Genomic DNA, 22,123 nt, shown 5'->3' with positions numbered 1-22,123 from the left:
GACGCCGTCCGACGCCGCGCTCCTCAGCGCAGCGCCGTCGCAGTCCGCCGCGACTCACCCCAGCGTCGAGGCGTGGTCCGGCACGTAGGTCTGGAGCTCGCGTGGGGTGCGCCTGTACCCGGTCGACGCCGGGCGCTCGGGCAGGGAGATCGGCGGATGGGTCACCTCTTCGTAGGGGACCGTCGAGAGCAGGTGGGAGATCATGTTGATCCGCGACCGCTTCTTGTCCTCGCTCTCCACCACGAACCACGGCGAGGCCGGGGTGTCGGTGTGGATGAACATGTCGTCCTTCGCGCGGGAGTAGTCCTCCCAGCGGGCGATCGACTCGAGGTCCATCGGCGACAGCTTCCACTGCCGCATCGGGTCTTCGAGCCGCGACGCAAAGCGCTTCTCCTGCTCGGCGTCCGACACGGAGAACCAGTACTTGCGGAGCATGATGCCGTCGTCGATGAGCAGCTGCTCGAACACCGGGCACTGCGCCATGAAGCGCTTGTGCTCGGCAGGCGTGCAGAACCCCATGACCCTCTCGACGCCCGCCCGGTTGTACCAGGACCTGTCGAAGAGCACGATCTCGCCCGCGGCCGGCAGGTGCTCGACGTATTTCTGGAAGTACCACTGCGACTTCTGCCGCTCGGTCGGTGCCGGCAGCGCGGCGACGCGCACGTGCCGGGAGTTGAGGTACTGCGTGACGCGCTTGATCGCCGAGCCCTTGCCCGCGGCGTCGCGCCCCTCGAAGACGATCACCAGCCGCTCGCCCGACTCGCGCACCCACTCCTGGAGCTTGACGAGCTCGGACTGCAGCCTGAACAGCTCCGCCTCGTAGACGGACTTCTTGAGCTTGGGCAGCTTCGGCGGAGAGTCGTCGCCCGTGTCCTGCGGACCACCGGGGACGTGGACGTCACCGGCCTCCGTGGCCGGGACCGGCTCGGTCGCCTTCGAGCGGCGGGAGCGGGATGAGCTGGTGTCGTTCGCCATCGGACGTCCTCCTCGGTGCGGGCCCACGAGCAGGGCCGACGTGTGGTGCTGCGACCCATCATGCACCCCAGCCCGTCTGCGCGGCCCGGCCGGGAGACCCCGATAGCCTCAGACGATGACCGACACCGAAGAGCCGCTGTCCGGGGGCAACGCGTCGCAGGGCGTGGTGCGCGTCGGGGAGACGGTCCGCAAGCCGTGGACCGCCGCGATGCCCGCCGTCCACGAGGTGATGCGACGGGTCCGCGCGGCTGGTGTCGACGTCCCCGAGGTGATCGGCCAGGACGACCAGGGCCGCCAGGTGCTCGAGATGGTCCCGGGGACGCTCGCCATGGACTCCCCGCCGCTGACCCACGAGGAGCTCGCCCGCGTCGGACGGCTGGTCAGGTCGATCCACGACGCGACCCGCGACCTCGTCCCCGACCCGGCCGTCCCGTGGGAGAACCTGCTCCTGACGACAGGCGCGGACCTCGTCTGCCACAACGACCTCGCGCCCTGGAACTTGCTCGTCGGTGAGCGGTGGGTGTTCATCGACTGGGACGGGGCCGGTCCGAGCACCCGGCTGTGGGACCTCGCCTACGCAGCCCAGTCCTTCACGATCAACGACTCCAGGGTCGACCCGGCAGATGCCGCAGCCGGCCTGGCAGCCTTCGTCGAGGGATACGGGGCGGACCAGAGGCTCCGGGACGAGCTCCCGCAGGCGCTCGGGCGCCGCGCCGCCGCGATGCACGAGCTGCTGCGCTCTGCGCACGAGACGGGCCACGAGCCCTGGGGCACCATGTACACCGCGGGCCACGGGGCGCACTGGCTCGAGGCCACCCGGTACGCCCGCGCGCACGAGGAGACCTGGCGGCTCGCGCTGCGCGGGCGCTGACCGGTCAGATCTCGGGCGGGATGCCGATCGCGGTGATCTCCGACGTGCCGTCGGCCCAGTACCGGATCATGCTCACCGACGCCGGGGCGATGCGGATGCGGTGCCACTGCGAGGCCGGCGCCCCGAAGGCCGTCCCGATCACCGAGCGCAGGGCGACGGCGTGCGAGACCACGACGACGGTCTTGCCGAGGCTGCTCGCGATGAGGTCGTCCATCGCTCCTGCGAGGCGCTGCCCCGTCTGGGCGATCGACTCGCCCCCGGGGATCGCGAAGGTGCCGGTCTCGTGCCAGTCGCGCAGCTGACCGGGCCACCGCGCTTCGATCTCGTCGGAGGTCAGCCCCTCCCACTCGCCGAAGTCGCCCTCGGCCAGCCGTGGGTCGGTCACCACGGCACGGCCCAGCCGGCGGCTGATCGCCGTCGCCGTCTCCTGCGTACGGATCATCGGGGAGGCGACGATCGACGTGGCACGCGGGACGTCCGGCCAGATCTGCCGTCCGATCCGGTGCACCAGGTCGGCGGCCTGCGCGGCCTGGATCCGGCCGTGCCCGCTCAGGCTCGGTCCGGGGACCCCGCCGCCCGAGTAGGCGCCGCTCGTCGTGTGGGGTGTGACGCCGTGCCTGATGAGGATCGCGGTGAGCGGCTCGTCGGTGTCAGGGCGGTACGTCGCGCCTGTCGGGCGGGCGACCTGGAGCCGGGTGTGGCCGACGTCCCCGCCGGAGACCTGGTGCTCAGCAGCCTCGTCGGGGGTGATCGTCTCACCCGGCTCACGCGGTCCTGCTCCCCCGGTGGTCTCCGGCGTCTGGCTCATCGTCACTCCTTCGGGCGGTCGTCCTTGATACGGACCAGGATGCGCCCGCACTCTTCGCAGCGCACGACGTCCTCAGGGGCCGCAGCGCGGATCGCCGAGAGGTCGGTCTGGTTCATGTCGAGCTGGCAGCCCTCGCAACGACCGCCGCGCAGGGCCGCAGCACCCTGTCCGCCGAGCTGCGTGCGGATCTTGTCGTAGAGCGTGACGAGCGCGGCGTCGAGCCCGTCGACGGCCTTCGCACGGTCAGCCTGGACGACCTCGAGCTGGGCGTTGATCTCCGCGGTCTGGGCGTCGACCTCGGCGAGGGCGGCAGCCTTCGCGTCGGCGGTCTTCTGGTGCGCCTCGTCGAGCTTGGCGAGGGTGTCCTCGTGCGCCTCGAGACGTTCCATGACCTCGAGCTCGACCTCTTCGAGAGCCTCCTGGCGGCGGCCGAGGGACTCGAGCTCGCTCACGAGGGCCTGGGCGTCCTTGGCGCCGACGGCGCCCGAGTCGAGGCGCTGCTGGTTGCGGGTGGCACGCGTGCGCACCTGCTCGACGTCGCCCTCCGCCTTGGCGAGCTCGCGGCGGAGGTCGCTCGCAGCGGTCCTCGACGCGACGAGAGCGGTGGTGAGGTCGGCGAGCTGTCCGTCGATCTCCTTGACCGTCGCGAGCGCTGGGAGCGTGGTGCGACGGTGCACGAGCTGCTGGGCTCGGGTGTCGAGCGCCTGGACGTCCAGGAGTCGGCGCTGGTCCTCGACAGGGGCCTTGGTCACAGCTGGTGTCCTTCCGTTGGGTCTTCAGAGTTCAGGGCGTCGGCATCAGGCGAGCCGAACCGTGCGGTCCACGGGTCGGTGCGCAGGACGCTGACTCTGGTCACCACCGTAGTGCCGTCGGCGGTGCAGTCGTGCACGAGGTCCTCGGCTGCGTAGGCGAGCCAGGGCCACTCGCTCGCGAAGTGCGCAGTGTCGATCAGGAACGGCGTGCCGCTGCCCGCCGGCGCTCCCGCTGCCAGAGCGTCGAGGCGAGCCTGCTCGCGGGCCTCGGACACCCCGTGGTGCTTGAGGTCGGAGGTGACGTAGACGTCGGCCCCGGCGGCGCGCGCGGCACCGATGAAGGAGTCGCCCGAGCCGCCGAGCACGGCGACGGTCTCGACCGTCGCGTCGAGGTCGCCGGCGACCCTGACGCCCTGGGCCGTCGCGGGCAGGACAGCCGCGACGTGCTCGGCGAAGACCCGCAGCGTCGTGGGTGCGGCGAGGCGACCGACCCGCCCGAGGCCTGTCGCCGCACCGGGCTCGTGCGGGTCGAGCGGCCGGCGGTCGACGATCCCCAGGAGGTCCGCGAGCGCGTCGTTGACTCCGTGCTCGGCGGCGTCGCCGTTGGTGTGCGCGACGTAGAGCGCGCACCCGGCCTCGACGAGCCTGTGGACGACCGAGCCCTTGACCGTCGTGGCGGCGACCGAGTGGACGCCCTCGAGCAGGAGGGGGTGGTGGGTGACGACGAGGTCGGCACCCCAGGCGACGGCCTCGTCGACGACGTCCGCGACGGGGTCGACGGCGAAGAGCACGCGGCGCACCTGGCGCTGCGGGTCGCCGACGACGAGGCCGACGGCGTCCCAGTCTTCCGCGGTCGACGGCGGGTAGCGCTCGTCGAGGAGGTCGACGACGCGGGCGAGCGTCGGAGACGGGCTGGTGTCGGTGGGCTGTCCTGGCTCGTCGGTCACTGTGGCAGGTTACCGTCCGGCGGGTGGCTGGCGCTGGACCCGACGCGAGGCACGACCGGCCGACGGGCGTCCGTCAGCTGTTGAGCGAACAGCTGGAGACGACCTGACCGTCGACGATCACGGACGACTCCGCCGTCCATCCCGGCCCGAGGTCGCTCACGCCGAGCGTGAGGTCGCCGAACGGGGTCCCGTCGACGTCCGTGGCACCGTCGGGCGTTCCTGCAGGCAAGACAGTGTTGGTGATCTCCTCGGTGCCGTCGGCACCGGTGACGACGAGCTCGACGGTGGTCGGCTCTGCGGTGCTTCGGTGCCACGTCCAGCTCGCTGTGACCTCTTGCGCCGGGTTGATGGTCGTCCGCTCGACCCAGAACCGTCGCTCGGAGGTGACGCTGCTGTCCGCCCGGATCGTCACGCCCGTCGGCGCGAAGGCGCCGGAGTCGAGGATCGGGAAGCCGCAGTCGACCATGTCGGAGCTGCTCGATCCCGCGGTCGACCAGGGGAACGAGAAGCACGCGAGCACGACGCTCACGATGGCGACCCCTCCCGTGACGCGGTTCTCCCACTCGCCGGTCGCCGGTTCGCAGATCGTCCCGCGCGCGCCCGGCCGCCCGGTCCAGGTGCCGTCACGGCGTGTGGCGAGCCGGGCCACGAGCGGGTGGGCGCGCACGGTCCGTGTCCGCAGGACGACGGTCCCGAGGAGCGAGTCGGCGAAGGTGCGTTCCTCTGGGTGCCAGAGGGGGCGCAGGTACCCGATGCAGAGGATGGCGTCGAGCAGGTGGGCGAGGTCGCGCAGCACCGTGCGCACGAGCCCGACGGGCTGGCCTGTCTGGTCGTCGACGACCGCGATGCCGACGATGCGCTTGCCGGGAGTCGCACCGCCGTAGGCCTGGAGCAGCACGAGGGAGAGCACGGCGGCGGCGACGGCGACCTTGCTCCCCCATGTCAGGCCTGCGAGGGTGAGGCCGTCAGAGTCCGGGAACGGCACGGGGAGCGTGAAGGTGCTGGTCCCGTAGGCGGCCCCAGCGGCGAGGAAGATCAAGCCCCCGAGGACGAAGCCGTCGATGATCACGGCGACCACGCGTGACGACCACGCGGCGTAGCTCCTGTCGTCGAGGACCTCGGGGACGACGTCGGGGCGGGAGTCGGCGATGACCATCAGACCATCCTGGCACGGGCGTCCGCCCGGACCGAAGAGGGGCGCGGGTGAGGTCAGGTACGGAGCGCACCCGCGACCACGGCGAGCCACCCAGCCCAGAAGGCCTTCCACCGCTCGCCGTCGGCTGCCGAGGTGAGCCTCTCGTGGCTGACCGTGACCCGGCAGCGTCCCTCCCCCGCTGTCGCGAGGGTGAAGAGGATGCTGCCGAGCGGACCGCTGCCGTCGGCGAGCGCGAGACGCAGCGCCTTGGAGGTCGGCCTGGACCGGAGCGTGACGTCGAGACCGGGGAGCAGAGCGGCACGGGTGCCCTCGTCGAGGAGCGCCGTCCGGAGGTCGCTCTCGTCAGCCGAGAGGGTCGCGGTCTTGCTCACGGCGAAGGACCCGTCGGCCATCTGGCCGGGGACACGCTGCCCGGTGAGCCGTCGGACGCCGACGGCGACGCCGTGCGCCCACCACCCGGCGAGGCCGTGCTGCTCCCCCGCCCAGGTCGCGATCTCTGAGTGCGAGGCGCCCCGGCCCGGACCGTCCGCGGCGAGCGCGACCCACTCGTCCCAGCCGCGTCCAGTTCCCGCGCGGATCTTCTCGTCTGACATCTCAGGGGCGGAGGAGTCGGGGGCCGTCTCTTCCGTGCCGGCCGACAGGCGGTCCTGACGTTCCCGCTCGACGAGCTCGGTCAGAGGGGCGAGCGCGCTGAGGTCGACGAGGGCGGCGGCTGTCATGGACCGAACCTAGCCGTGATCAGCCCCCGGGGACCAGGGCCGTAGGCCCCTGCCCGGGCTACCCGAAGACCGTGAGGTCGACGTCCTCGATGCTCATGAGCGACGGCAGGTGGTGCACGCCGGCACCAGCGGCCCGCACCCGTTCGACGGCGAGCGCCGCCATGAGCCCAGTGGCGCGGGACTGCCCGACGCCCGTGGCACTGCCGTGGACGCGCTCGGCGTCGCGGACCTGGAGGTACCAGCGCTCGCCGCCGGGCATGGGGATGCTGGTCGGCAGGTGACGCGCTCCGGGGACCCAGGTGAGCGCGGCGAGGGAGGTCGTCGCGAACCGTGAGTCGAGGCCGAAATAGCTGCGGACGGGGCGGTCGAGCTCTGTGGTCAGGGTCGTCTGGTCGGAGAAGTCCGTGCGGTACAGGCGGCGGCGCCCCGTGGGGAGGTCGAAGGCGGCGGGGCGGGTGTAGCTGCGGACCGGCGACCCTGTCGCGGGGTCCACGAAGCTCTGCCCGAGCATCCCGTAGACCCAGGCGGCCCCGGCGGCGCCGTGCTGCTCACCGGCACCGAGGACGATCGCGACGTCGAGCGGGAGGGCGCTCTGCCTGGCTGCGGCGTGCGCCAGCAGGTTGGTCAGCCCCGGGGCGATGCCGACGCTGAGCGCGACAGGTGCGGCGAGGTCGAGAGCCTCGATGCCGGCGATGTAGGTCGCTGTCGCGGTGATGTCGACGAAGGCCGCTCCGGCTCCTGTCGCGGCGGTGACCACGCGCGGGTCTTCGCGTCCGGAGGTGTTGAGGACGACGTCGGCCGATGCGGCGGCGCGTGCCACGGCGGCGAGGTCGCCGAGGTCGAGGACGAGGTCGGCGCGGGTCGCGTCACGTCCGGCTGTCGTCACGGTGTGCCCGCGGGAGCGCAGGTGCTCGACTGCGTAGCTGCCGGCTGCACCGTAGCCGCCGAGGGCGAGGACCGTGAGTGCGGGGCTGCTGGGCTGGGGCTGGTGTGGGACGGGGAGTGTCATCAGATCCTCTTCTCAAACAGTGGTGTTTGAGATGCAACCTAGCACAACTTGAACACCACTGTTTGAGATCGGTGCGAGGTCGGCTAGCCTGAACCTGTGACCACGACCTCCCCACGACGCTCGGACGCCCGACGCAACCGCGAGGCGATCCTCGCGAGCGCCCTCACGCTCTTCGCGCGGGACCCGAACGCGTCGATGTCGGCCATCGCCGCGGCGGCAGGCGTCGGCAGGGTGACGCTCTACGGGCACTTCGCGGGCCGCGACGAGCTGGTCGAGGCCGCGCTCGCCGCAGCGGTCGAGCAGTCAGACCGGCTGCTCGCCGAGGTCGACCTGTCCGGCGACCCCCTCGATGCGCTCGTCCGGCTCATCAGGTCCTCGTGGCGCCAGGTCGAGGCCAACAGCGCCGCGCTCGACGCGGCGCTGGCAGCGCTCGGAACGGATCACATGCGCGCGTCGCACGACGGCGTGCTCGCCCGGGTGCAGGAGATCATCGAGCGTGGGCAGGGCTCGGGGACGTTCCGCGCCGACCTGAGCGCGGACTGGCTCACGGCCGTCGTCTACTCGACGCTGCACACAGCCTGCGCGGAGGTCACGTCGGGCCGACTGGCGGCAGACGAGGCGGAGAGCGCCATCATCGCGACGGTGACGAGCGCCCTGGTCGCCTGACCACGACGGCCGCAGGGCGACCTGCTCGCGCCGGGGAGTCACCTGCTCACGTCGCGGGGTGACGTGCTCGCGCAGCGGACAAGGGGTGCACCGACGGGCGAGAGGGTGGTACACCACCGTCGTAGGCTGCGGGCCCACGGCAGCGGCTCTCCCGTCGACATCACGCACAAGGAACGGTCCGTCCCATGACACCGACGACGACATCCCGTACAGGCTCGCTCCTCGCCCTCGCACTGGCGGGCGCCCTCCTCAGCGGGTGCAGCAGCCAGGACAGCGAGGCCACACCCGCTCCCGCAGCGAGCCAGCCAGCGACGAGCACCTCGGCGCCGGAACCCAGCGCCGAGCCCGCGGGCGGAGTCGCCCTCCAGGACGTCCCCCAGCTGGCAGCACTGACCGAGGAGTGGGCGTTGGGCGCCGGGGTGGCAGTGCTCGACCTCATGGGCTGACCCCGGGGGCAGGCTAGAGCAGACCCGGCGTCTTGCCAGGTCGCATGCCGTCCGGTCCCGGTGCGCGGCGGGCACGGGTCGCGATGTAGCGCAGGAGTGCGCTGTCGACGAGGAGGACGACACCGATCGCCCCGGCCCAGAGCTGACCCTGGACGATCCCGAAGGCCAAGAAGGCGAGCCCGAGGACCGCGAGCGCCACGGCGACGGCGGGTCGCAGCTGCGCGAGCCCGTCGAGGCCGGTGGGCCGGGCAGGTCGCGGCGCGTCGGGGAGCGGGGATCTGGCGTCGTACGTCATGTCGGCTCCTGTGGTCGGGGGTCTCGGTCCCGCGCATCGCCGACCGCCAGGACGGACCGGGCACGGGCCTGACACCCAACCCTAGGCGCAGTGCACGCAGACCGCCTGAGAAGGGCATCGGCACGGCCCCACCGCTGAGTCCCGGCTCGTCCTGGCTCTCTGGCCTCACCTCCGTCGACGACCGTCTTGTCTCGGTCGACACCTCGGAGGGGGCGACCACTGACTGTGCGCGGTCACAGTCGGTGACTCAGTCAAACCGCACAGCATGCTCACGCAGCGTTCTCCTGCCTCGAAAGTCTCGCCCTCCGGGACTGTGACCGTGTACAGTCCACCGCGACACATCCTCCAGGTCAGGTCATGGACGACCGCCGACCCCTCGACCACCGTCGCGGCCCGTGAGGACCCGGGTCACCTTCGAACAAAGATGCTCGACAGGAAAGGACTCCCCCGAATGCACCCAGCACGACGACGTCTCCCCCGCAGTCTCGCGGCGGCGGCCACGGCAGGTGCCGTGCTCCTCACCCCGCTCCTCGCGACCTCCGCGAGCGCGGCCGACGACCCCACCGGACCTGTCGACGCCGGGATCGTGGTCGACAAGGTCGACGGCCTCCCCGCGGACTTCATCAACGGCGTAGACATCTCCTCGATCCTCGCCCTCGAGGAGAGCGGCGTGACGTTCCGCGACTGGGACGGTCAGACCGCCGACGTCTTCGACGTGCTCGAGTCGGCCGACGTGAACTACGTGCGCGTCCGCGTGTGGAACGACCCCTTCGACGCGCAGGGCAACGGGTACGGCGGCGGGGACAACGACATCGCTGCGGCGGTCGAGATCGGCGAGCGTGCCACCGCGCACGGCATGAAGCTCCTCGTCGACTTCCACTACTCCGACTTCTGGGCCGACCCCGCCAAGCAGAAGGCCCCCAAGGCCTGGTCTGCCATGACGGTCGCGCAGAAGGCCGAGGCCACCGAGGACTACACGGCCGACGCGCTCACCCAGCTCAAGGACGCCGGCGTGGACGTCGGCATGGTCCAGGTCGGCAACGAGACCAACAACGGCGTCGCCGGGGTCACCGGCTGGGCGGGCATGTCGCAGATCTTCAGCGCGGGCAGCAGCGCCGTCCGCGAGGTCTACCCAGACGCCCTCGTCGCGGTGCACTTCACCAACCCTGAGCGCGCGGGCTCCTACGCGAGCATCGCGAAGCAGCTCGACACCTACGGCGTGGACTACGACGTCTTCGCGAGCTCGTACTACCCCTTCTGGCACGGGTCTCTGAGCAACCTCACGACTGTGCTGGACCAGGTCGCGACCACCTACGGCAAGCAGGTGATGGTCGCCGAGACCTCGTGGAACTACACCCTCGAGGACGGCGACGGCCACGAGAACACCATCCGCCCCGCGACCGTCTCGACGAAGTACCCGTCCTCCGTCCAGGGTCAGGCGACGGCGGTCCGCGACGTCATGCAGGCCGTGAGCGACGTCGGCCCCGAGGGCATCGGCGTCTTCTACTGGGAGCCCGCGTGGCTGCCTGTGGGCACGCCCGACCAGCTCGAGCAGAACAAGCTCTTGTGGGAGGCGCACGGCTCCGGCTGGGCCTCGAGCTACGCGGCCGAGTACGACCCCGAGGACGCCGGCGAGTGGTACGGCGGGTCGTCGTGGGACAACCAGGCGCTCTTCGACATCCAGGGGAACCCGCTCGAGTCGCTCCGCGTCTTCCAGTACGCCCGCACCGGTGCCACCGCGCCGCGTGAGGTCGTCAGCGTCGAGAAGGTCACCCTCAGCGTCGCCGACGGCTCACCCGTCGCGCTGCCCGCGACGGTCCAGGTCACGTACAACGACGGCAGCGTCGAGGCGCACCCCGTCACCTGGTCGACCTCAGTCGACTGGATCCGTGGCCCCGGCACGTACACGATCTCGGGGAAGACGGTCGACGGTGTCGCTGTCTCGGCGACCGTGACGGTCACCGCGGTCAACCACGTCGTGAACCACAGCTTCGAAGACGCGAGCACTGCCCCGTGGACCCTCAGCGGGCCGGGTGCGGGGACCGGCGCGTCGATCACCGCTGACGTCGACGCAGCAGACGGTGCCCGCGCCCTGAAGTTCTGGGACGATGCCGCCTACGCCTTCAGCGTCGAGCAGACGATCACCGGCGTCCCGGCCGGGACCTACACGCTCACCGCGAAGAGCCAGGGCGGCGCGGTCGGACCGACCGACACCCTGACCCTGAGCGCCTCGAGCGGTGGGACCGAGCTCTCGGCCCCGATCACCCTCGACGGGTGGCGCGTCTTCAGCACCGCGACCGTCGGCGACGTGGTCGTCGGCGACGACGGCACCGTCGCGGTCGCAGCCCGGTACTCCCTGAGCGCAGGAGCCTGGGGCAACCTCGACGACCTGCGCCTCACCCGCGTCGAGACGTCCGGGGACATCGACACGAGCAGCCTGGAGAACGCCCTCGCGGTCGCCCAGACTGTCGACCGCTCGCTCTACACCCCGGAGTCGCTCGCGACCCTCGACCTCGCGGTCGAGACCGCAGGGGTCGTGCTCGCCGGCTCGCGCGCCACCCAGGACGACGTGGACGCTGCGGCGGCCCTGGTCGACCAGGCTGTCGCGGGTCTCGTCGAGATTGAGGCCGAGCTCGTCTCGATCGCCGTCACGCCGCCGACCCGCACCACCTACTCGGTCGGCGACACCTTCGACCCGGCCGGGATGACGGTCACGGCGACCTACGCTGACGGCGCGACGGCCGACGTCACCGCCCAGGCGACAGTGACCGGGACCGACTTCTCGACTCCCGGCACCAAGGCGCTCACGGTGACCTTCGAGGACCAGACCGCCACTGTCGTCGTCACCGTCGGCGGGACCACGACCCCCGAGGTCCCGGGCACCCCGGAGATGACGCTCAGCGCCACGTCGGTCACGGCGGGCGACGACGTCACCGTGACGGTCACCGGGCTGGAGCTCCCGGAGGTCGAGATCGGCATCGAGAGCGAGTACCAGCGTCTGGCCGGGGCGACGGTCACCGACGGCACCGCGTCCGAGACGGTGACGATCCCGGCCACCCTCGAGGCCGGGACGCACATCCTCCAGGCGCGTGACGCCTCCGGGACCGTGCTGGCCCAGGCAGAGATCACGGTCGCCGCGGCCGTGGTGACACCGACGGACCCGTCCGCCCCGGGCACCACCGAGCCGACCGGAGCCGCGACACCTGCCGCCGGCTCGGGTACGGGGACGACCGCCACCGGGACGCTCAGCCAGACCGGTGCCGACGTGGCACTGCTCGCCGGGCTCACCACGCTGCTCGTCGCGGCGGGCGCCACGGTGCTCGTCCTGCGTCGCCACCGCGCGGGGACCTCACCCGTGCGCTGACGAGGAGCTGCAGCACCGGACGTCGGGCCGGGACATCGAGGAGCACGACTCCTCGGGTCCTGGCCCGTCGTCGTCACGCCTGGTCGTCCGGTCAGCGCAGCAGGAAGATGCTCGCGGTGATGGTCAGGCCGATGACGAGCCTCTCGAAGAGCTTCTGGTCGATCGAGCGCAGCAGGCGCCTGCCGATGACCGCCCCGAGCAGGACCAGCGGCACGAGCACGAGAGCCGTGCGCAGGGTGTCGACGGTGACGAGGGAAAGACCGATCGAGAAGGGCAGCTTGACGAGGTTGGTCGCGAAGAAGAAGCACGCGGCGGTCCCCATGAACCGCAGCTTGGTCGCCCCGACCGACAGCAGGTAGAGGCTCATGACAGGACCGCCGGCGTTGGCGACCATGGTGGTGAACCCGGCGAGGGTCCCGTAGACCGCCCCGACCCCGAGGTGCGGACGCTGAGCAGCCGGTTCCCCTGCAGGGACCGACGCAACGACCGCGACCGGCATGTCAGCGGTGTCAGCGGCACCGGCGTCGCCGGACCCGTCCTGCGCGGCGTCGCGCTCCGCCCGCCGGGCCGACCGACGGTCGACGAACCAGCGCACGGCGCGGACCGCGAGGAGCGCGAGCAGCACCGCACCGATGGTCCGGCGCATGACGAGGTCGTCGACCCGCGCGAGGAAGACGACCCCGACGAGCACACCGCCCAGCACGGGCAAGAGCATCCTGGACAGCAAACGCCAGTCCGCCTGGCGCCAATAGCTGCTGACCGCGACGAGGTCCCCGCAGAGCAGCAGCAGGAGCAGGAGCCCCGTCGACTCCTTCGCAGGCATGACGGTGGCGATCAGCGCGACGCCGAGCGTCGAGAGCCCAGGCAGCGCGGACTTGGAGACGCCGACAGACAGCGCGACGAGGGCGAGGACGAGCCAGGTCGTGAGAGTCATGGAGGGTGGAGGACGCTCAGCGCCCAGGCACCCCTGCCTGCTCGTCGGCGGAGGTCCAGAGGGCGCCGGCCCCGTCGGCCAGGTCCTGGGACCCCGGGTGCTCGGCCGTCGCGAGCGGGACGAGGACCGTGTCGACGAGCCTCTCCAGGTACGAGGGGTCGAGCGGCTTGCCCGTGGTGACCTTCTGGTAGGAGATCATCGCGGGGGCGATGGTCGCGATCATGTCGAGGTCGCGCCCCGGGGGGATCTCACCGCGGCGCTCGGCACGGTCGAGGAGGTCACGCATGAGCTGTGTCCGCGCCTCGACGAACTGGCGCTGGAAGGCCGCGGCGACCTGAGGGTCCTCGCGGATGACGGCGGTCAGGCCGGCCATGAGGTCTTCGGTGTCGGAGCGCAGGTGCTTGACCTGCCGGATGCTCAGCAGGTCTCCGCGGAGCGATCCCGTGTCGGGGATGTCGTCGACGGTGAGGTCGCCGTAGCGCCGGCAGGTGATCGCGTCGACGGTCAGGTGCGTCTTGGACGGCCAGCGCCTGTAGAGCGTCGCCTTGCCCGCACCTGCGCGCTCGGCGACGGCGTCCATCGTCATGTTCTCGAAGCCGCGCTCGACGAGGAGCTCGCGGGTCGCGTCGAGGATCGCCTCGTCGCGCGACTCGTCCCGGCGCCGTCCGGGCCGGCGTGCGCGCTCGGGCGACGTCGCTGTCACGTCCTCGTGCTCCACGTCCATCAGGCTCCCTCTCGTCGGTGCCCATTGTGGGCAGAGAGCCCCGCGAAGAACAAATCGAGACCGGGGGGTTCCGGAACTGGTCAGTTCTGTATTACGGTCAGTGCTCCGACCACGACGTCCCCGGAGACACCCATGCCCTCACCCTCCACGCCCCAGAAGCCCGCGGCTCCGCCCGCCGGGCCGGCGGCGACCCCGACGTCGACGCACGGCTCGCGCCGCTGGCTCGTCCTCGCGACCGTCGCCCTCGCCCAGCTCATGGTCGTGCTCGACGCGACCATCGTGAACATCGCCCTCCCCTCGGCCCAGCTCGACCTGGCCTTCAGCGACAACGACCGCCAGTGGGTCGTCACCGCCTATGCCCTCGCCTTCGGCAGCCTGCTGCTGCTCGGCGGGCGGCTCTCCGACATGCTCGGACGACGCCGGATGTTCCTCATCGGCCTCGTCGGCTTCGCCCTCGCCTCAGCCCTCGGCGGAGCAGCCGTGAACTTCCCGATGCTCGTGGGCGCCCGCGCGCTCCAGGGCGTCTTCGCCGCCGTGCTCGCACCGGCCGCGCTCTCAGTCCTGACGACCACCTTCACCGACCCCAAGGAGCGTGGCCGCGCCTTCGGCGTCTTCGGCGCGATCGCCGGGATGGGCGGCGCCATCGGCCTGCTGCTCGGCGGCTTCCTCACGCAGAACCTCGACTGGCGCTGGAACCTCTACGTCAACGTGCTCATCGCGGTGATCGCCTTCGTCGCCGGCACGGTCCTGCTCCCCCGCGGCGGCCACTCCGGCCGCCAGTCCCTCGACGCCCCGGGCGTGCTGCTCGGGTCGGTCGGGCTCTTCGCCCTCGTCTTCGGCTTCTCCCAGGCCGAGCCGCAGGGCTGGGACGCTCCCGTCACCTGGGTCTCGCTCGCTCTGAGCGTCGTGCTGCTCGTCGCCTTCGTGCTGCGTCAGCGGACCTCCGCGAACCCGGTCCTGCCCCTCGGCATCATCCTGGACCGCGACCGCGGTGGCGCGTTCATCGCGATCCTCGTCGCCGGATCGGGCATGTTCGGCGTGTTCCTCTTCCTCACCTACTACCTGCAGGCGACCCTAGAGTTCAGCCCCATGCGCACGGGCACGGCCTTCCTGCCGATGGTCGTGTCGATCATCATCACCGCGCAGATCCAGAACAACATCCTGCTGCCGCGCCTCGGCCCGCGCATCATCGTGCCGATCGGCATGGCCCTCGGCGCCCTCGCGATGTTCTCCTTCACGCTCCTCGAGGTCGACAGCACCTACATCCACGTGCTGCCGGGCCTGATCCTGCTCGGCGTCGGCATGGGCTCGATCATGCCGCCGTCCTTCCAGATCGCGACCCTCGGCATCGACCGCCGCCAGGCTGGAGCGGCCTCGGCGATGGTCTCGACCTCGCAGCAGGTCGGTGGCGCGATCGGCACAGCGCTGCTCAACACGCTCGCTGCGACAGCCGCGACCAGCTACATCGCGACGCAGTCCTCCCAGACGCCGCAGGTCATGGCCGAGGCGGCTCTGCACAGCTATTCGACCGCCTACACCGCGTCAGCCGTGATCTTCCTGCTCGGCGGGATCGCGACGGTGTCGCTGTTCCGCACCCGCACCGACCGCGCGGCCCGAGCTGCCGCGAGCGCACCGCTCGACGGCGACCAGGCCCCGGTCGTCGCGCACTGACGGCCGCCCGCCACCGGGTCGTGACCAGACCCAGCCTCAGCACGACGACGACGCGCCTGCGAGATCTTCGCAGGCGCGTCGTCGTGTCGTCTGTGCCACGCGGTCGAGACGAAGCCCCGGAGGCGCGTCGGTCCGGTGCGCCGGCTGGTGACGCTGGCGGTCGCGCTCGGGGAGGTCGCCCCGTTCCTCTCGGCTCAGCCCGCCAGACGCACCCGGTACGTGCGGACCTCGAAGGGCGTGAGCTCGACGGCGATCTCGCCGCCAGGTGCTGAGACCTCGGCCGCGACGTCTTCGATGAGCGACGCCTCGTGGACCGCAGCGACAGGAGCCGCGACCTGCACGGTCCCGGTCACGCGACGCCCGTCAGGCTCGTAGACCCGGACGACGAGGTCTCCCGAGCGGTCGGCCGCGAGCTTGACGCCCGAGACGACGATCCCGTCGGTCGCCGAGACCAGGGCCTCGACCGGCGACCCGGTCCGCTCGCGGGCCGGGAGGTTGAGGGCGAGCCCGGCCTCGGTCGCGTCGGCTGTCGACGCACCGACGACAAACCCGTAGCGGTGGGTGTGCTCTCCCTGGTCGGTCTCCGGGTCGGGGAAGCGCGGCGCACGCAGCAGCGAGAGCCGCAGCGTGGTCGTCACACCGGTCTCGGGGTCGGCGTCGCGGGTGACGTCGTAGCCGTAGGTCGAGTCCGTCACGAGCGCAGCACCGAAGCCAGGCTCGCTCACGTGCACGAACCTGTGCATCGAGGTCTCGAACTTCGCGACCTCCCAGCTCGTGTTGGTGTGCGTGACGCGCTTGGCGTAGCCGAACTGCGTCTCGGCTGACGTGTGCTCGGCCTGGATCGCGAGCGGGAAGGCGATCTTGAGGAACTTCTCGGTCTCGTGCCAGTCCGTGGTCTGGGTGATCTCCACGGTCCGCGAACCAGGCCTGAGCACCAGCTCCTGCACAACACGCGACGCCGAGAACGACCGCTCGATGCGCACGTGCACGGCGCCGTCGCGGGTCTCGTGGTCCAGCGTGTCGACCTCGCGGAGGTCCTCGACACGGTTGCGGTAGTACCTGTCGACGTCCCACGCGTCCCACATGTTCGGGAAGTCCTGGTGCAGCTGGAGCAGGTTCGCCTCCTGCCCTGCGGCGACAGACTCACGTCCCGTCGCGAGGTCGACGGCCGAGGTGATGAGCCCCTCGTCCGAGACGGTCACGCGGACGAGGTCGTTCTCGAGCACCAGCGTCCCGTCGGCCTGGGTCAGGGAGACGGTCCCGGTCGCCGGCACCGCGACAGCCGCCGAGTGGCCGGCCACACCGTCGCGGAGCAGCGGCGAGGCGTTGAAGACGATGCGCTCCGGCCCCTCCCCTGCGAGCGCCACCTGCGCGCGGTCGATGATCGCTGTCGCCTCGGCGGCGACGCGGGCGTACTGCTCGACGGCCTCGCGGTGCACCCAGGCGATCGACGTGCCGGGGAGGATGTCGTGGAACTGGAGCAGCAGCACCTGCTTCCACAGGGCGTCGAGCTCGTCGTGCGGGTAGGTGAGGTCGGCACGCACCGCTGCGGTCGCGCTCCACAGCTCGGCCTCGACGAGCAGGTGCTCGGTGAGCCTGTTGCCCTGCTTGGTCTTGTGCTGGCTCGTGAGGGTGGCGCGGTGCAGCTCGAGGTAGAGCTCGCCGACCCACACGGGCGGCTTCGGCATCTCGCTCTTGGCACGCTCGAAGAACACGTCGGGGTGCTCCCAGCGCACGCGTGCGCTGCCCTCGAGGTCCGCGAGGCGCTCGGCCTTGCCGGTCATCTCACGCGTGGTGCCACCACCACCGTCGCCCCAGCCGACAGGGGCGATCGACCCTGTCGCGACGCGCGACTCGCGGAACTGGCGAGACGCCTTGGCGACCTCCATGCCGGAGAGCTGGGAGTTGTAGGTGTCCATCGACGGGAAGTGCGTGAACATCCGCGAGCCGTCGATGCCCTCCCAGGCGAAGGTGTGGTGCGGGAACTTGTTGACCTGGTTCCAGGAGATCTTCTGCGTGAAGAACCAGTCGAAGCCCGCGCGGCGCATGAGCTGGGGCAGGGCCGGGGAGTAGCCGAAGGAGTCGGGCAGCCACACGCCTGCGGACCGCACCCCGAACTCCTGCTCGAAGAACTGCTGCCCGTAGAGGAACTGCCGGGCGATGGCCTCGCCGGTCGGCATGACGGTATCGGACTCGACCCACATGCCGCCGAGCGGCAGGAAGCGCCCGTCCGCGACGGCGGCCTTGACCTTGGCGTAGACCTCGGGGCGGTGCTCCTTGATCCAGGCGTACTGCTGGGCGCTCGACATGCCGTAGAGGAAGTCGTCGGTCTGCCCGATGAGCTCGGTCATGGTCGAGGTGGTGCGGGCGACCTTGCGGATCGTCTCGCGGACGGGCCACAACCAGGCCGAGTCGATGTGCGCGTGGCCGACGGCCGACACGACGTGCGCGCTGGCCTCGGCTGGCGAGGCGAGGGCCGGGGCCAGCGCGGCACGGGCGTCGGGAGCCGTCTCGGGGATGCGCTGCAGGTCGAGGACGTCGAGGGCGTCGTCGAGAGCCTGGAGTATGCGCATCCGGCGCGGCGAGCTCTCGGGGAGCTCGGCCTGGAGCTCGAGCAGCACCTCGACGTCGAGGGAGAGCTCGTGCACCTCTGGCTCGAAGACCGCGAGGTCTGCGTGCCGGAAGGTGTAGAGGCGCTTCGGTGAGGAGGTGCGGACGTCGCCCTCCTGGGTGGGGAGGAAGGGGTGGTAGTCGAGCAGGACAGGGTTGGAGGCGGCCTCGAGGTAGAGGTCGACGGTCTCGTCACCGTCGGCGTGGTCGGTGACCGGCACCCACTGGTTGCGCGGGTTGAGCGACTTCAGCGGCTCGCCGTCTGCGGTGTAGACGAGGCCCTCGCACTGGAAACCGGTCATGTTCTGGTCGAAGCCGAGGTCGACGAGCAGCTCGACCCGGCGGCCGGCCCACTCGGCAGGAACCGTGGCCGCGAGGTGGAACCAGGTGGTCCCCCAGGCCGGTCCCCAGAGGGACCCGACCTCGAAGGGGCTGAAGTCGAGAGCCCGGCCCTCGGCCGGGGCGATGGGCTCCCCGGGGAGCTCGCGCCACGAGACGTCGACAGGCGTGCGGTGGGAGTGGATGGCAGGGCGGATGCGCTCGGTCAGGACCCGGGCGGCCCGTCCTGTGGTGAGGGGGATGTCGTCGTGCATGGTCTGGGTGATCCGTTCGTCGGGAGCGGTGGTCCGCAGCGCTGCGGGCGGCGGGTCGGTCGGCTCGGGGCGGTGGGTGAGGTGGGGCAGGTCGGAGAGACGAGGTCGAGGTGATCAGATCCGGTCGAGGTGGAGCAGGCGCGAGCCTCGCCCAGTGGGTGCGGGTCGTGCGACGCGCGCCGGTCAGGTCGACAGCGTCGCGGCCGCTCCCCCGAGGAGCGCAGAGTCGTCTCCGACGGTCTCGGTCGAGGCGTCAGGTCCGCCGGCCGGCCTCTCGATACGGGCCACCCCGCGCTCGTCCAGCAGCACGCTGTCGTCCACGCGGGACTGCAGGACGACCTGCGGTCCCCGGCCGTCTCGGTCGGCGGCGTGCATCCACGCGTCGAAGAAGCTGCCGCCGGGGGCGCACGACGCCCTGTACGGCGCCGAGTCGTCGAGCACCAACCCTGTCGCGGACGGTGCAGGGGCAGGGGCGTCGCGCAGCTCGCGGGCGAGCTCGGCGAAGGTGTGACCCGTCGGCTTCACACGTCCGTGCTCGTCGATCAGCCCGAGGTCGTACTCGACCGGCGGGAAGTCGAGCATGCTGCGCGAGACGTCGTGAGAGCACCACCAGGTGATGCCCGACAGCCCCGGCACGTCTGCGGCGTTCCGGACGGTCTGCTCGAGGAAGGACACGGCGTCGTCAGGGTCGACGACTGTCGTGGGGACCCCGACCTCTTGCAGCCAGACCGGGCGCTGCGCGTCCGTGTGCCACGCAGCCGCGAGCTGCACCAGGTACTCGGCGTGCCGCACCGACCCGGTCCCGAGCCCGCCGTGCCGCTGGGCCGCGCCGTTGAACACCCACGAGTGCACGACGGTCTCGTCGCCCAGCTCGGCGGCGTGCTGGGGCACGAAGGGCTGACGCTCGTCGTACCAGGTCGCGTCGTAGGCGGCGTGGGTGACGATCCCGTCGGTCACCTCCCGCGCGGCGCCGAGCAGCCGCTCCAACCAGGCCTGCGCCTGGGGCGCGTCGATCTCGTGCGGCCGGGGGTGCGGCCGGGCGGCGAACTGGTTGACCTCGTTGCCGAGCGTCAGCCCCAAGAGGTTGGGCTTGCCGCGCAGCACCTCGCCGAGCGCCCGGACGTAGCTCTCCTGGCCGGCGAGCGCCTCGGGATCGGTGAACATGTTGCGCTCGTGCCAGGTGGTCAGCCACGCGGGCAGGAAGTCGAAGCTCGACAGGTGACCCTGCAGGGCGTCGACGTTCACGTCGAGCCCGGCCTCCCCCGCGGCGTCGACCATGTCGGCGACAGCGGCGAGACCGGCTGGGCGGATGAGGCCCCGGTTCGGCTGGATGAGGTCCCACAGCGGGAAGATGCGCACGTGGTCGAGACCGAGCCCGGCGATCTGCTCGAAGTCCCGGCGTACGTCGTCGAGGTCGAGGTCGAGCCACGAGTGGAACCAGCCGACGCGCGGGGTGTAGTTGACGCCGAACCTCATCGCTCGGACCTCCGGTCGAGGCGGCCCGCGGGCCCTGGCGTCTGACGGTGCCCGGGCGCGGACGGCGGGCGCCGGGTGGGCAGGACAGGTCTCATGGGTGTGCTCCGGGGGTGTCTGGACGCAGGGCCTCGGTCGGGAGGGCGTCGGTGCGGAGGGTGTCGGTGGGACGAGCGTCGGTGGGGAGGCGCGCGGCCGGTCGAGTGCCGGGCGCTGTCGCGGTGAGGGCCCTCACCCCTTCACGCCGCCCTCTTCGATGCCCTTGAAGAAGTGCCGCTGCAGCGTCGCGAAGACGATGGCGATCGGGATGAACGCGATCATCGAGCCCGCCGCGATCATCCGCTGGTCGTTGGCGAAGGTCCCCGAGAGGTACTGCAGCCCGATGGTCAGCGTGAACTGGTCAGGGCTGGTGAGGACGATGAGCGGCCAGAGGAAGTCGTCCCACGCACCGATGAAGCTGAAGATCGCGATGACGGCGACGGTCCCGCGCACCGACGGCAGGGAGACGCTCCAGAACCGTTGGAGGGCATTGGCGCCGTCGATGACGGCGGCCTCGTCGATCTCGCCGGGCAGCTGGCGGAACGCGTTGTACATGAGCAGCACGTTGAGCGCGGCGATCATCCCGGGGAGCGCGACACCGAGCAGCGTGTCGGCCAGGTTGAGGTTCCGGATGGTCACGAAGTTGGCGATGATCGTCGCCTCGCCGGGCAGGATCAGCGTCGCGAGGAACAGACCGAGCGCGATCTTGCGACCCCGGAAGCGCAACCGTGCGAGCGCGAAGCCAGCGAGCGTCGAGAAGACGACGTTGCCCGCGACGGCCAGGGCGGCCACGAAGAGCGAGTTCCCGATGAAGGACAGCACCGGGATCGCGTCCATGACGCGGGTGTAGTTGTCGAGGGTCGGCTCGCTCGGCCACAGCTGCGGGATCCGCGTGTAGATGTCTTCGCCGGTGCTCTTGAGCGAGGTCGAGAGCTGCCAGAGGAAGGGGCCGATCGAGATGAGCAGCACGAAGATCAGCAGCACGTAGCGCAGCACGAGCTCTCGCCGGGTCACCGACCCGAAGACCTTCGACTGGCGGCGACGGGTCTTCTTCTCCGGCGGGACTGGAGCGGGTGGGACGACTGCGGGTGCCTTCTGGTCGGTCACGGGGCTCATTCGCTGCCCTTTCCGTTGAGCTTGCCGAGCAGGAGCAGCGGGACGAGCGTGATGAAGAACATGAGGATGCTCAAGGCGCTCGCATAGCCGAGGTCGCCGGTGAACCCGCGCGAGTACTGCTGGATGAGCATGACCAGGGTCATGGCCTCACCGCCTGCGCCGCCCGTGCCACCGGTCATGATGAACACCTCGCTGAACACGCGCAGCGCGGCGACGCAGACCAGCACGGCGATGAGGAGCATCGCGCCGCGCACGGCAGGGAGCGTGACGGCGAAGAAGCGTCGGACCGCACCGGCGCCGTCCATCGCAGCCGCTTCGTGGAGGTCCTTCCCGACGTTCCCGAGGGCCGCCAGATAGATGATCATGTAGTACCCGAGGCCCTTCCAGACGGTCAGGCTGACCGCGCTGAGGACGATGAGCCACCGGTCTGTGAGGAACGGCAGCGGACCCTGGATGATCGACAGCTCTTGCGCGAGCCCGTTGACGAGGCCGCGGTCGTCGAGCATGAAGGTCCAGATGAGCGCCACGACCACCGCCGAGGCGATGACCGGCGTGTAGAAGGCCGTCCTGAAGAACGTGATGCCTGGGATCTTCTTCTCGACCAGCAGCGCGATGAGCAGCGGGAGGACCGTCAGCAGCGGCAGGCAGACGAGCATGAAGACCACGCTGTTGACGAGCGCGTTGACGACCTGGTCGTCGCGCAGGATCAGCGAGAAGTTCTCGAAGCCGACGTACTTCTCGGTGCCGCCGAGAGGCTTCGCGTTGGTGAAGGCCATCCGGACTGTGTTGAGCGACGGCCAGATCGAGAACACCATGAGCCACCCGAGCGCGGGGGCGAGGAAGAGCCAGGGGGTGATCCGGCGCGTGGTGCGCGTGGGCCCGGTGTCCCGCCGGGGACGACCGGAGACCGGTCCTCCCGCGGCGGGAGCGGAGACGTCGGTGACGGTCATCGCCG

19 protein-coding genes are annotated in these 22,123 nt (G+C 71.0%); 5 read left to right on the top strand and 14 right to left on the bottom strand.

Annotated features, from left to right (window positions below):
- Positions 1-54 precede the first annotated feature (54 nt).
- Complete coding sequence (ppk2, locus tag SANBI_RS07160) at positions 55-975, bottom strand: polyphosphate kinase 2 (protein WP_082543949.1); 921 nt, start codon at positions 973-975, stop codon at positions 55-57.
- Positions 976-1,090: 115 nt separating this feature from the next.
- Between ppk2 and SANBI_RS07155 the strand changes: the two genes are divergently transcribed.
- The gene (locus SANBI_RS07155; protein WP_319160329.1) at positions 1,091-1,846 is read left to right on the top strand and encodes a phosphotransferase; all 756 of its coding nucleotides are present in this window, start codon (positions 1,091-1,093) and stop codon (positions 1,844-1,846) included.
- A 4-nt stretch (positions 1,847-1,850) separates the two neighbouring features.
- Here the strand turns inward: SANBI_RS07155 and SANBI_RS07150 are convergent, their stop codons facing one another.
- From SANBI_RS07150 to SANBI_RS07125, 6 genes are all read right to left on the bottom strand, one after another.
- The gene (locus tag SANBI_RS07150; RefSeq protein ID WP_319160327.1) at positions 1,851-2,654 is read right to left on the bottom strand and encodes a histidine phosphatase family protein; all 804 of its coding nucleotides are present in this window, start codon (positions 2,652-2,654) and stop codon (positions 1,851-1,853) included.
- A gap of 2 nt (positions 2,655-2,656) precedes the next feature.
- Positions 2,657-3,406 (bottom strand): zinc ribbon domain-containing protein, encoded by a 750-nt coding sequence (locus SANBI_RS07145; RefSeq protein WP_319160325.1) that lies wholly within the window; start codon positions 3,404-3,406, stop codon positions 2,657-2,659.
- Entirely contained in the window at positions 3,403-4,353 is a 951-nt protein-coding gene (locus SANBI_RS07140; RefSeq protein WP_319160322.1) for a Nif3-like dinuclear metal center hexameric protein, read from the bottom strand. The genes SANBI_RS07145 and SANBI_RS07140 overlap by 4 nt, the downstream gene beginning before the upstream one ends.
- A 73-nt stretch (positions 4,354-4,426) precedes the next feature.
- Entirely contained in the window at positions 4,427-5,509 is a 1,083-nt protein-coding gene (locus SANBI_RS07135; RefSeq protein WP_319160320.1) for an RDD family protein, read from the bottom strand.
- Between the two features lie 53 nt (positions 5,510-5,562).
- Positions 5,563-6,228 carry a hypothetical protein gene (locus SANBI_RS07130; protein WP_319160318.1) on the bottom strand — a complete coding sequence of 222 codons (666 nt, stop codon included), beginning with the start codon at positions 6,226-6,228 and terminating at the stop codon, positions 5,563-5,565.
- A 58-nt stretch (positions 6,229-6,286) separates the two neighbouring features.
- The gene (locus SANBI_RS07125) at positions 6,287-7,237 is read right to left on the bottom strand and encodes a saccharopine dehydrogenase family protein (RefSeq protein WP_319160316.1); all 951 of its coding nucleotides are present in this window, start codon (positions 7,235-7,237) and stop codon (positions 6,287-6,289) included.
- Positions 7,238-7,333: 96 nt separating this feature from the next.
- Between SANBI_RS07125 and SANBI_RS07120 the strand changes: the two genes are divergently transcribed.
- Together SANBI_RS07120 and SANBI_RS07115 are read left to right on the top strand one after the other, a co-directional pair.
- Positions 7,334-7,903: a TetR/AcrR family transcriptional regulator gene (locus tag SANBI_RS07120; protein ID WP_319160314.1), complete on the top strand. Its 570-nt coding sequence runs from the start codon at positions 7,334-7,336 to the stop codon at positions 7,901-7,903.
- Between the two features lie 185 nt (positions 7,904-8,088).
- A complete protein-coding gene (locus tag SANBI_RS07115) occupies positions 8,089-8,349 on the top strand; it encodes a hypothetical protein (protein ID WP_319160312.1) in 261 nt (86 codons plus the stop codon).
- A 13-nt stretch (positions 8,350-8,362) separates the two neighbouring features.
- Here SANBI_RS07115 and SANBI_RS07110 read toward each other — a convergent pair whose 3' ends face one another.
- Entirely contained in the window at positions 8,363-8,644 is a 282-nt protein-coding gene (locus tag SANBI_RS07110; RefSeq protein ID WP_319160309.1) for a hypothetical protein, read from the bottom strand.
- A gap of 451 nt (positions 8,645-9,095) precedes the next feature.
- Here SANBI_RS07110 and SANBI_RS07105 point away from each other — a divergent pair, with 451 nt between their 5' ends.
- Positions 9,096-12,008, top strand: a complete 2,913-nt coding sequence (locus SANBI_RS07105) for a glycosyl hydrolase 53 family protein (protein ID WP_319160307.1) — start codon at positions 9,096-9,098, stop codon at positions 12,006-12,008.
- Positions 12,009-12,099: 91 nt separating this feature from the next.
- Here SANBI_RS07105 and SANBI_RS07100 read toward each other — a convergent pair whose 3' ends face one another.
- Positions 12,100-12,942 carry a sulfite exporter TauE/SafE family protein gene (locus tag SANBI_RS07100; RefSeq protein WP_319160305.1) on the bottom strand — a complete coding sequence of 281 codons (843 nt, stop codon included), beginning with the start codon at positions 12,940-12,942 and terminating at the stop codon, positions 12,100-12,102.
- A 16-nt stretch (positions 12,943-12,958) separates the two neighbouring features.
- Entirely contained in the window at positions 12,959-13,660 is a 702-nt protein-coding gene (locus SANBI_RS07095) for a TetR/AcrR family transcriptional regulator (RefSeq protein WP_218928366.1), read from the bottom strand.
- Between the two features lie 138 nt (positions 13,661-13,798).
- Here SANBI_RS07095 and SANBI_RS07090 point away from each other — a divergent pair, with 138 nt between their 5' ends.
- Complete coding sequence (locus SANBI_RS07090; RefSeq protein ID WP_319160302.1) at positions 13,799-15,337, top strand: MFS transporter; 1,539 nt, start codon at positions 13,799-13,801, stop codon at positions 15,335-15,337.
- 194 nt (positions 15,338-15,531) lie between these two features.
- On the opposite strand, the gene SANBI_RS07085 is transcribed toward SANBI_RS07090, so the two are convergent.
- The 4 genes from SANBI_RS07085 to SANBI_RS07070 all read right to left on the bottom strand — a co-directional run bounded on the left by SANBI_RS07085 (position 15,532) and on the right by SANBI_RS07070 (position 22,118).
- A complete protein-coding gene (locus SANBI_RS07085) occupies positions 15,532-18,540 on the bottom strand; it encodes an alpha-mannosidase (RefSeq protein WP_319160300.1) in 3,009 nt (1,002 codons plus the stop codon).
- Between the two features lie 183 nt (positions 18,541-18,723).
- Positions 18,724-20,016 carry a glycoside hydrolase 5 family protein gene (locus SANBI_RS07080; RefSeq protein WP_319160298.1) on the bottom strand — a complete coding sequence of 431 codons (1,293 nt, stop codon included), beginning with the start codon at positions 20,014-20,016 and terminating at the stop codon, positions 18,724-18,726.
- 228 nt (positions 20,017-20,244) lie between these two features.
- A complete protein-coding gene (locus SANBI_RS07075) occupies positions 20,245-21,168 on the bottom strand; it encodes a carbohydrate ABC transporter permease (protein ID WP_319160296.1) in 924 nt (307 codons plus the stop codon).
- Positions 21,165-22,118 carry a carbohydrate ABC transporter permease gene (locus tag SANBI_RS07070; protein WP_319160294.1) on the bottom strand — a complete coding sequence of 318 codons (954 nt, stop codon included), beginning with the start codon at positions 22,116-22,118 and terminating at the stop codon, positions 21,165-21,167. The genes SANBI_RS07075 and SANBI_RS07070 overlap by 4 nt, the downstream gene beginning before the upstream one ends.
- Positions 22,119-22,123 lie beyond the last annotated feature (5 nt).

Source organism: Sanguibacter biliveldensis (assembly GCF_033798665.1).
GTDB lineage: Bacteria > Actinomycetota > Actinomycetes > Actinomycetales > Cellulomonadaceae > Sanguibacter > Sanguibacter inulinus.
Note: the sequence above shows the minus strand (reverse complement) of the source record. Positions and strands in the feature narration are given on the sequence as shown.

Bases quoted from the DNA above. Each gene is read 5' to 3' on its own strand.
- ppk2 (WP_082543949.1), bottom strand. From the start codon at position 975: ATGGCGAACGACACCAGCTCATCCCGCTCCCGCCGCTCGAAGGCGACC.
- SANBI_RS07155 (WP_319160329.1), top strand. From the start codon at position 1,091: ATGACCGACACCGAAGAGCCGCTGTCCGGGGGCAACGCGTCGCAGGGC.
- SANBI_RS07150 (WP_319160327.1), bottom strand. From the start codon at position 2,654: ATGAGCCAGACGCCGGAGACCACCGGGGGAGCAGGACCGCGTGAGCCG.
- SANBI_RS07135 (WP_319160320.1), bottom strand. From the start codon at position 5,509: ATGGTCATCGCCGACTCCCGCCCCGACGTCGTCCCCGAGGTCCTCGAC.
- SANBI_RS07130 (WP_319160318.1), bottom strand. From the start codon at position 6,228: ATGACAGCCGCCGCCCTCGTCGACCTCAGCGCGCTCGCCCCTCTGACC.
- SANBI_RS07125 (WP_319160316.1), bottom strand. From the start codon at position 7,237: ATGACACTCCCCGTCCCACACCAGCCCCAGCCCAGCAGCCCCGCACTC.
- SANBI_RS07115 (WP_319160312.1), top strand. From the start codon at position 8,089: ATGACACCGACGACGACATCCCGTACAGGCTCGCTCCTCGCCCTCGCA.
- SANBI_RS07110 (WP_319160309.1), bottom strand. From the start codon at position 8,644: ATGACGTACGACGCCAGATCCCCGCTCCCCGACGCGCCGCGACCTGCC.
- SANBI_RS07105 (WP_319160307.1), top strand. From the start codon at position 9,096: ATGCACCCAGCACGACGACGTCTCCCCCGCAGTCTCGCGGCGGCGGCC.
- SANBI_RS07100 (WP_319160305.1), bottom strand. From the start codon at position 12,942: ATGACTCTCACGACCTGGCTCGTCCTCGCCCTCGTCGCGCTGTCTGTC.
- SANBI_RS07090 (WP_319160302.1), top strand. From the start codon at position 13,799: ATGCCCTCACCCTCCACGCCCCAGAAGCCCGCGGCTCCGCCCGCCGGG.
- SANBI_RS07085 (WP_319160300.1), bottom strand. From the start codon at position 18,540: ATGCACGACGACATCCCCCTCACCACAGGACGGGCCGCCCGGGTCCTG.
- SANBI_RS07080 (WP_319160298.1), bottom strand. From the start codon at position 20,016: ATGAGGTTCGGCGTCAACTACACCCCGCGCGTCGGCTGGTTCCACTCG.
- SANBI_RS07075 (WP_319160296.1), bottom strand. From the start codon at position 21,168: ATGAGCCCCGTGACCGACCAGAAGGCACCCGCAGTCGTCCCACCCGCT.
- SANBI_RS07070 (WP_319160294.1), bottom strand. From the start codon at position 22,118: ATGACCGTCACCGACGTCTCCGCTCCCGCCGCGGGAGGACCGGTCTCC.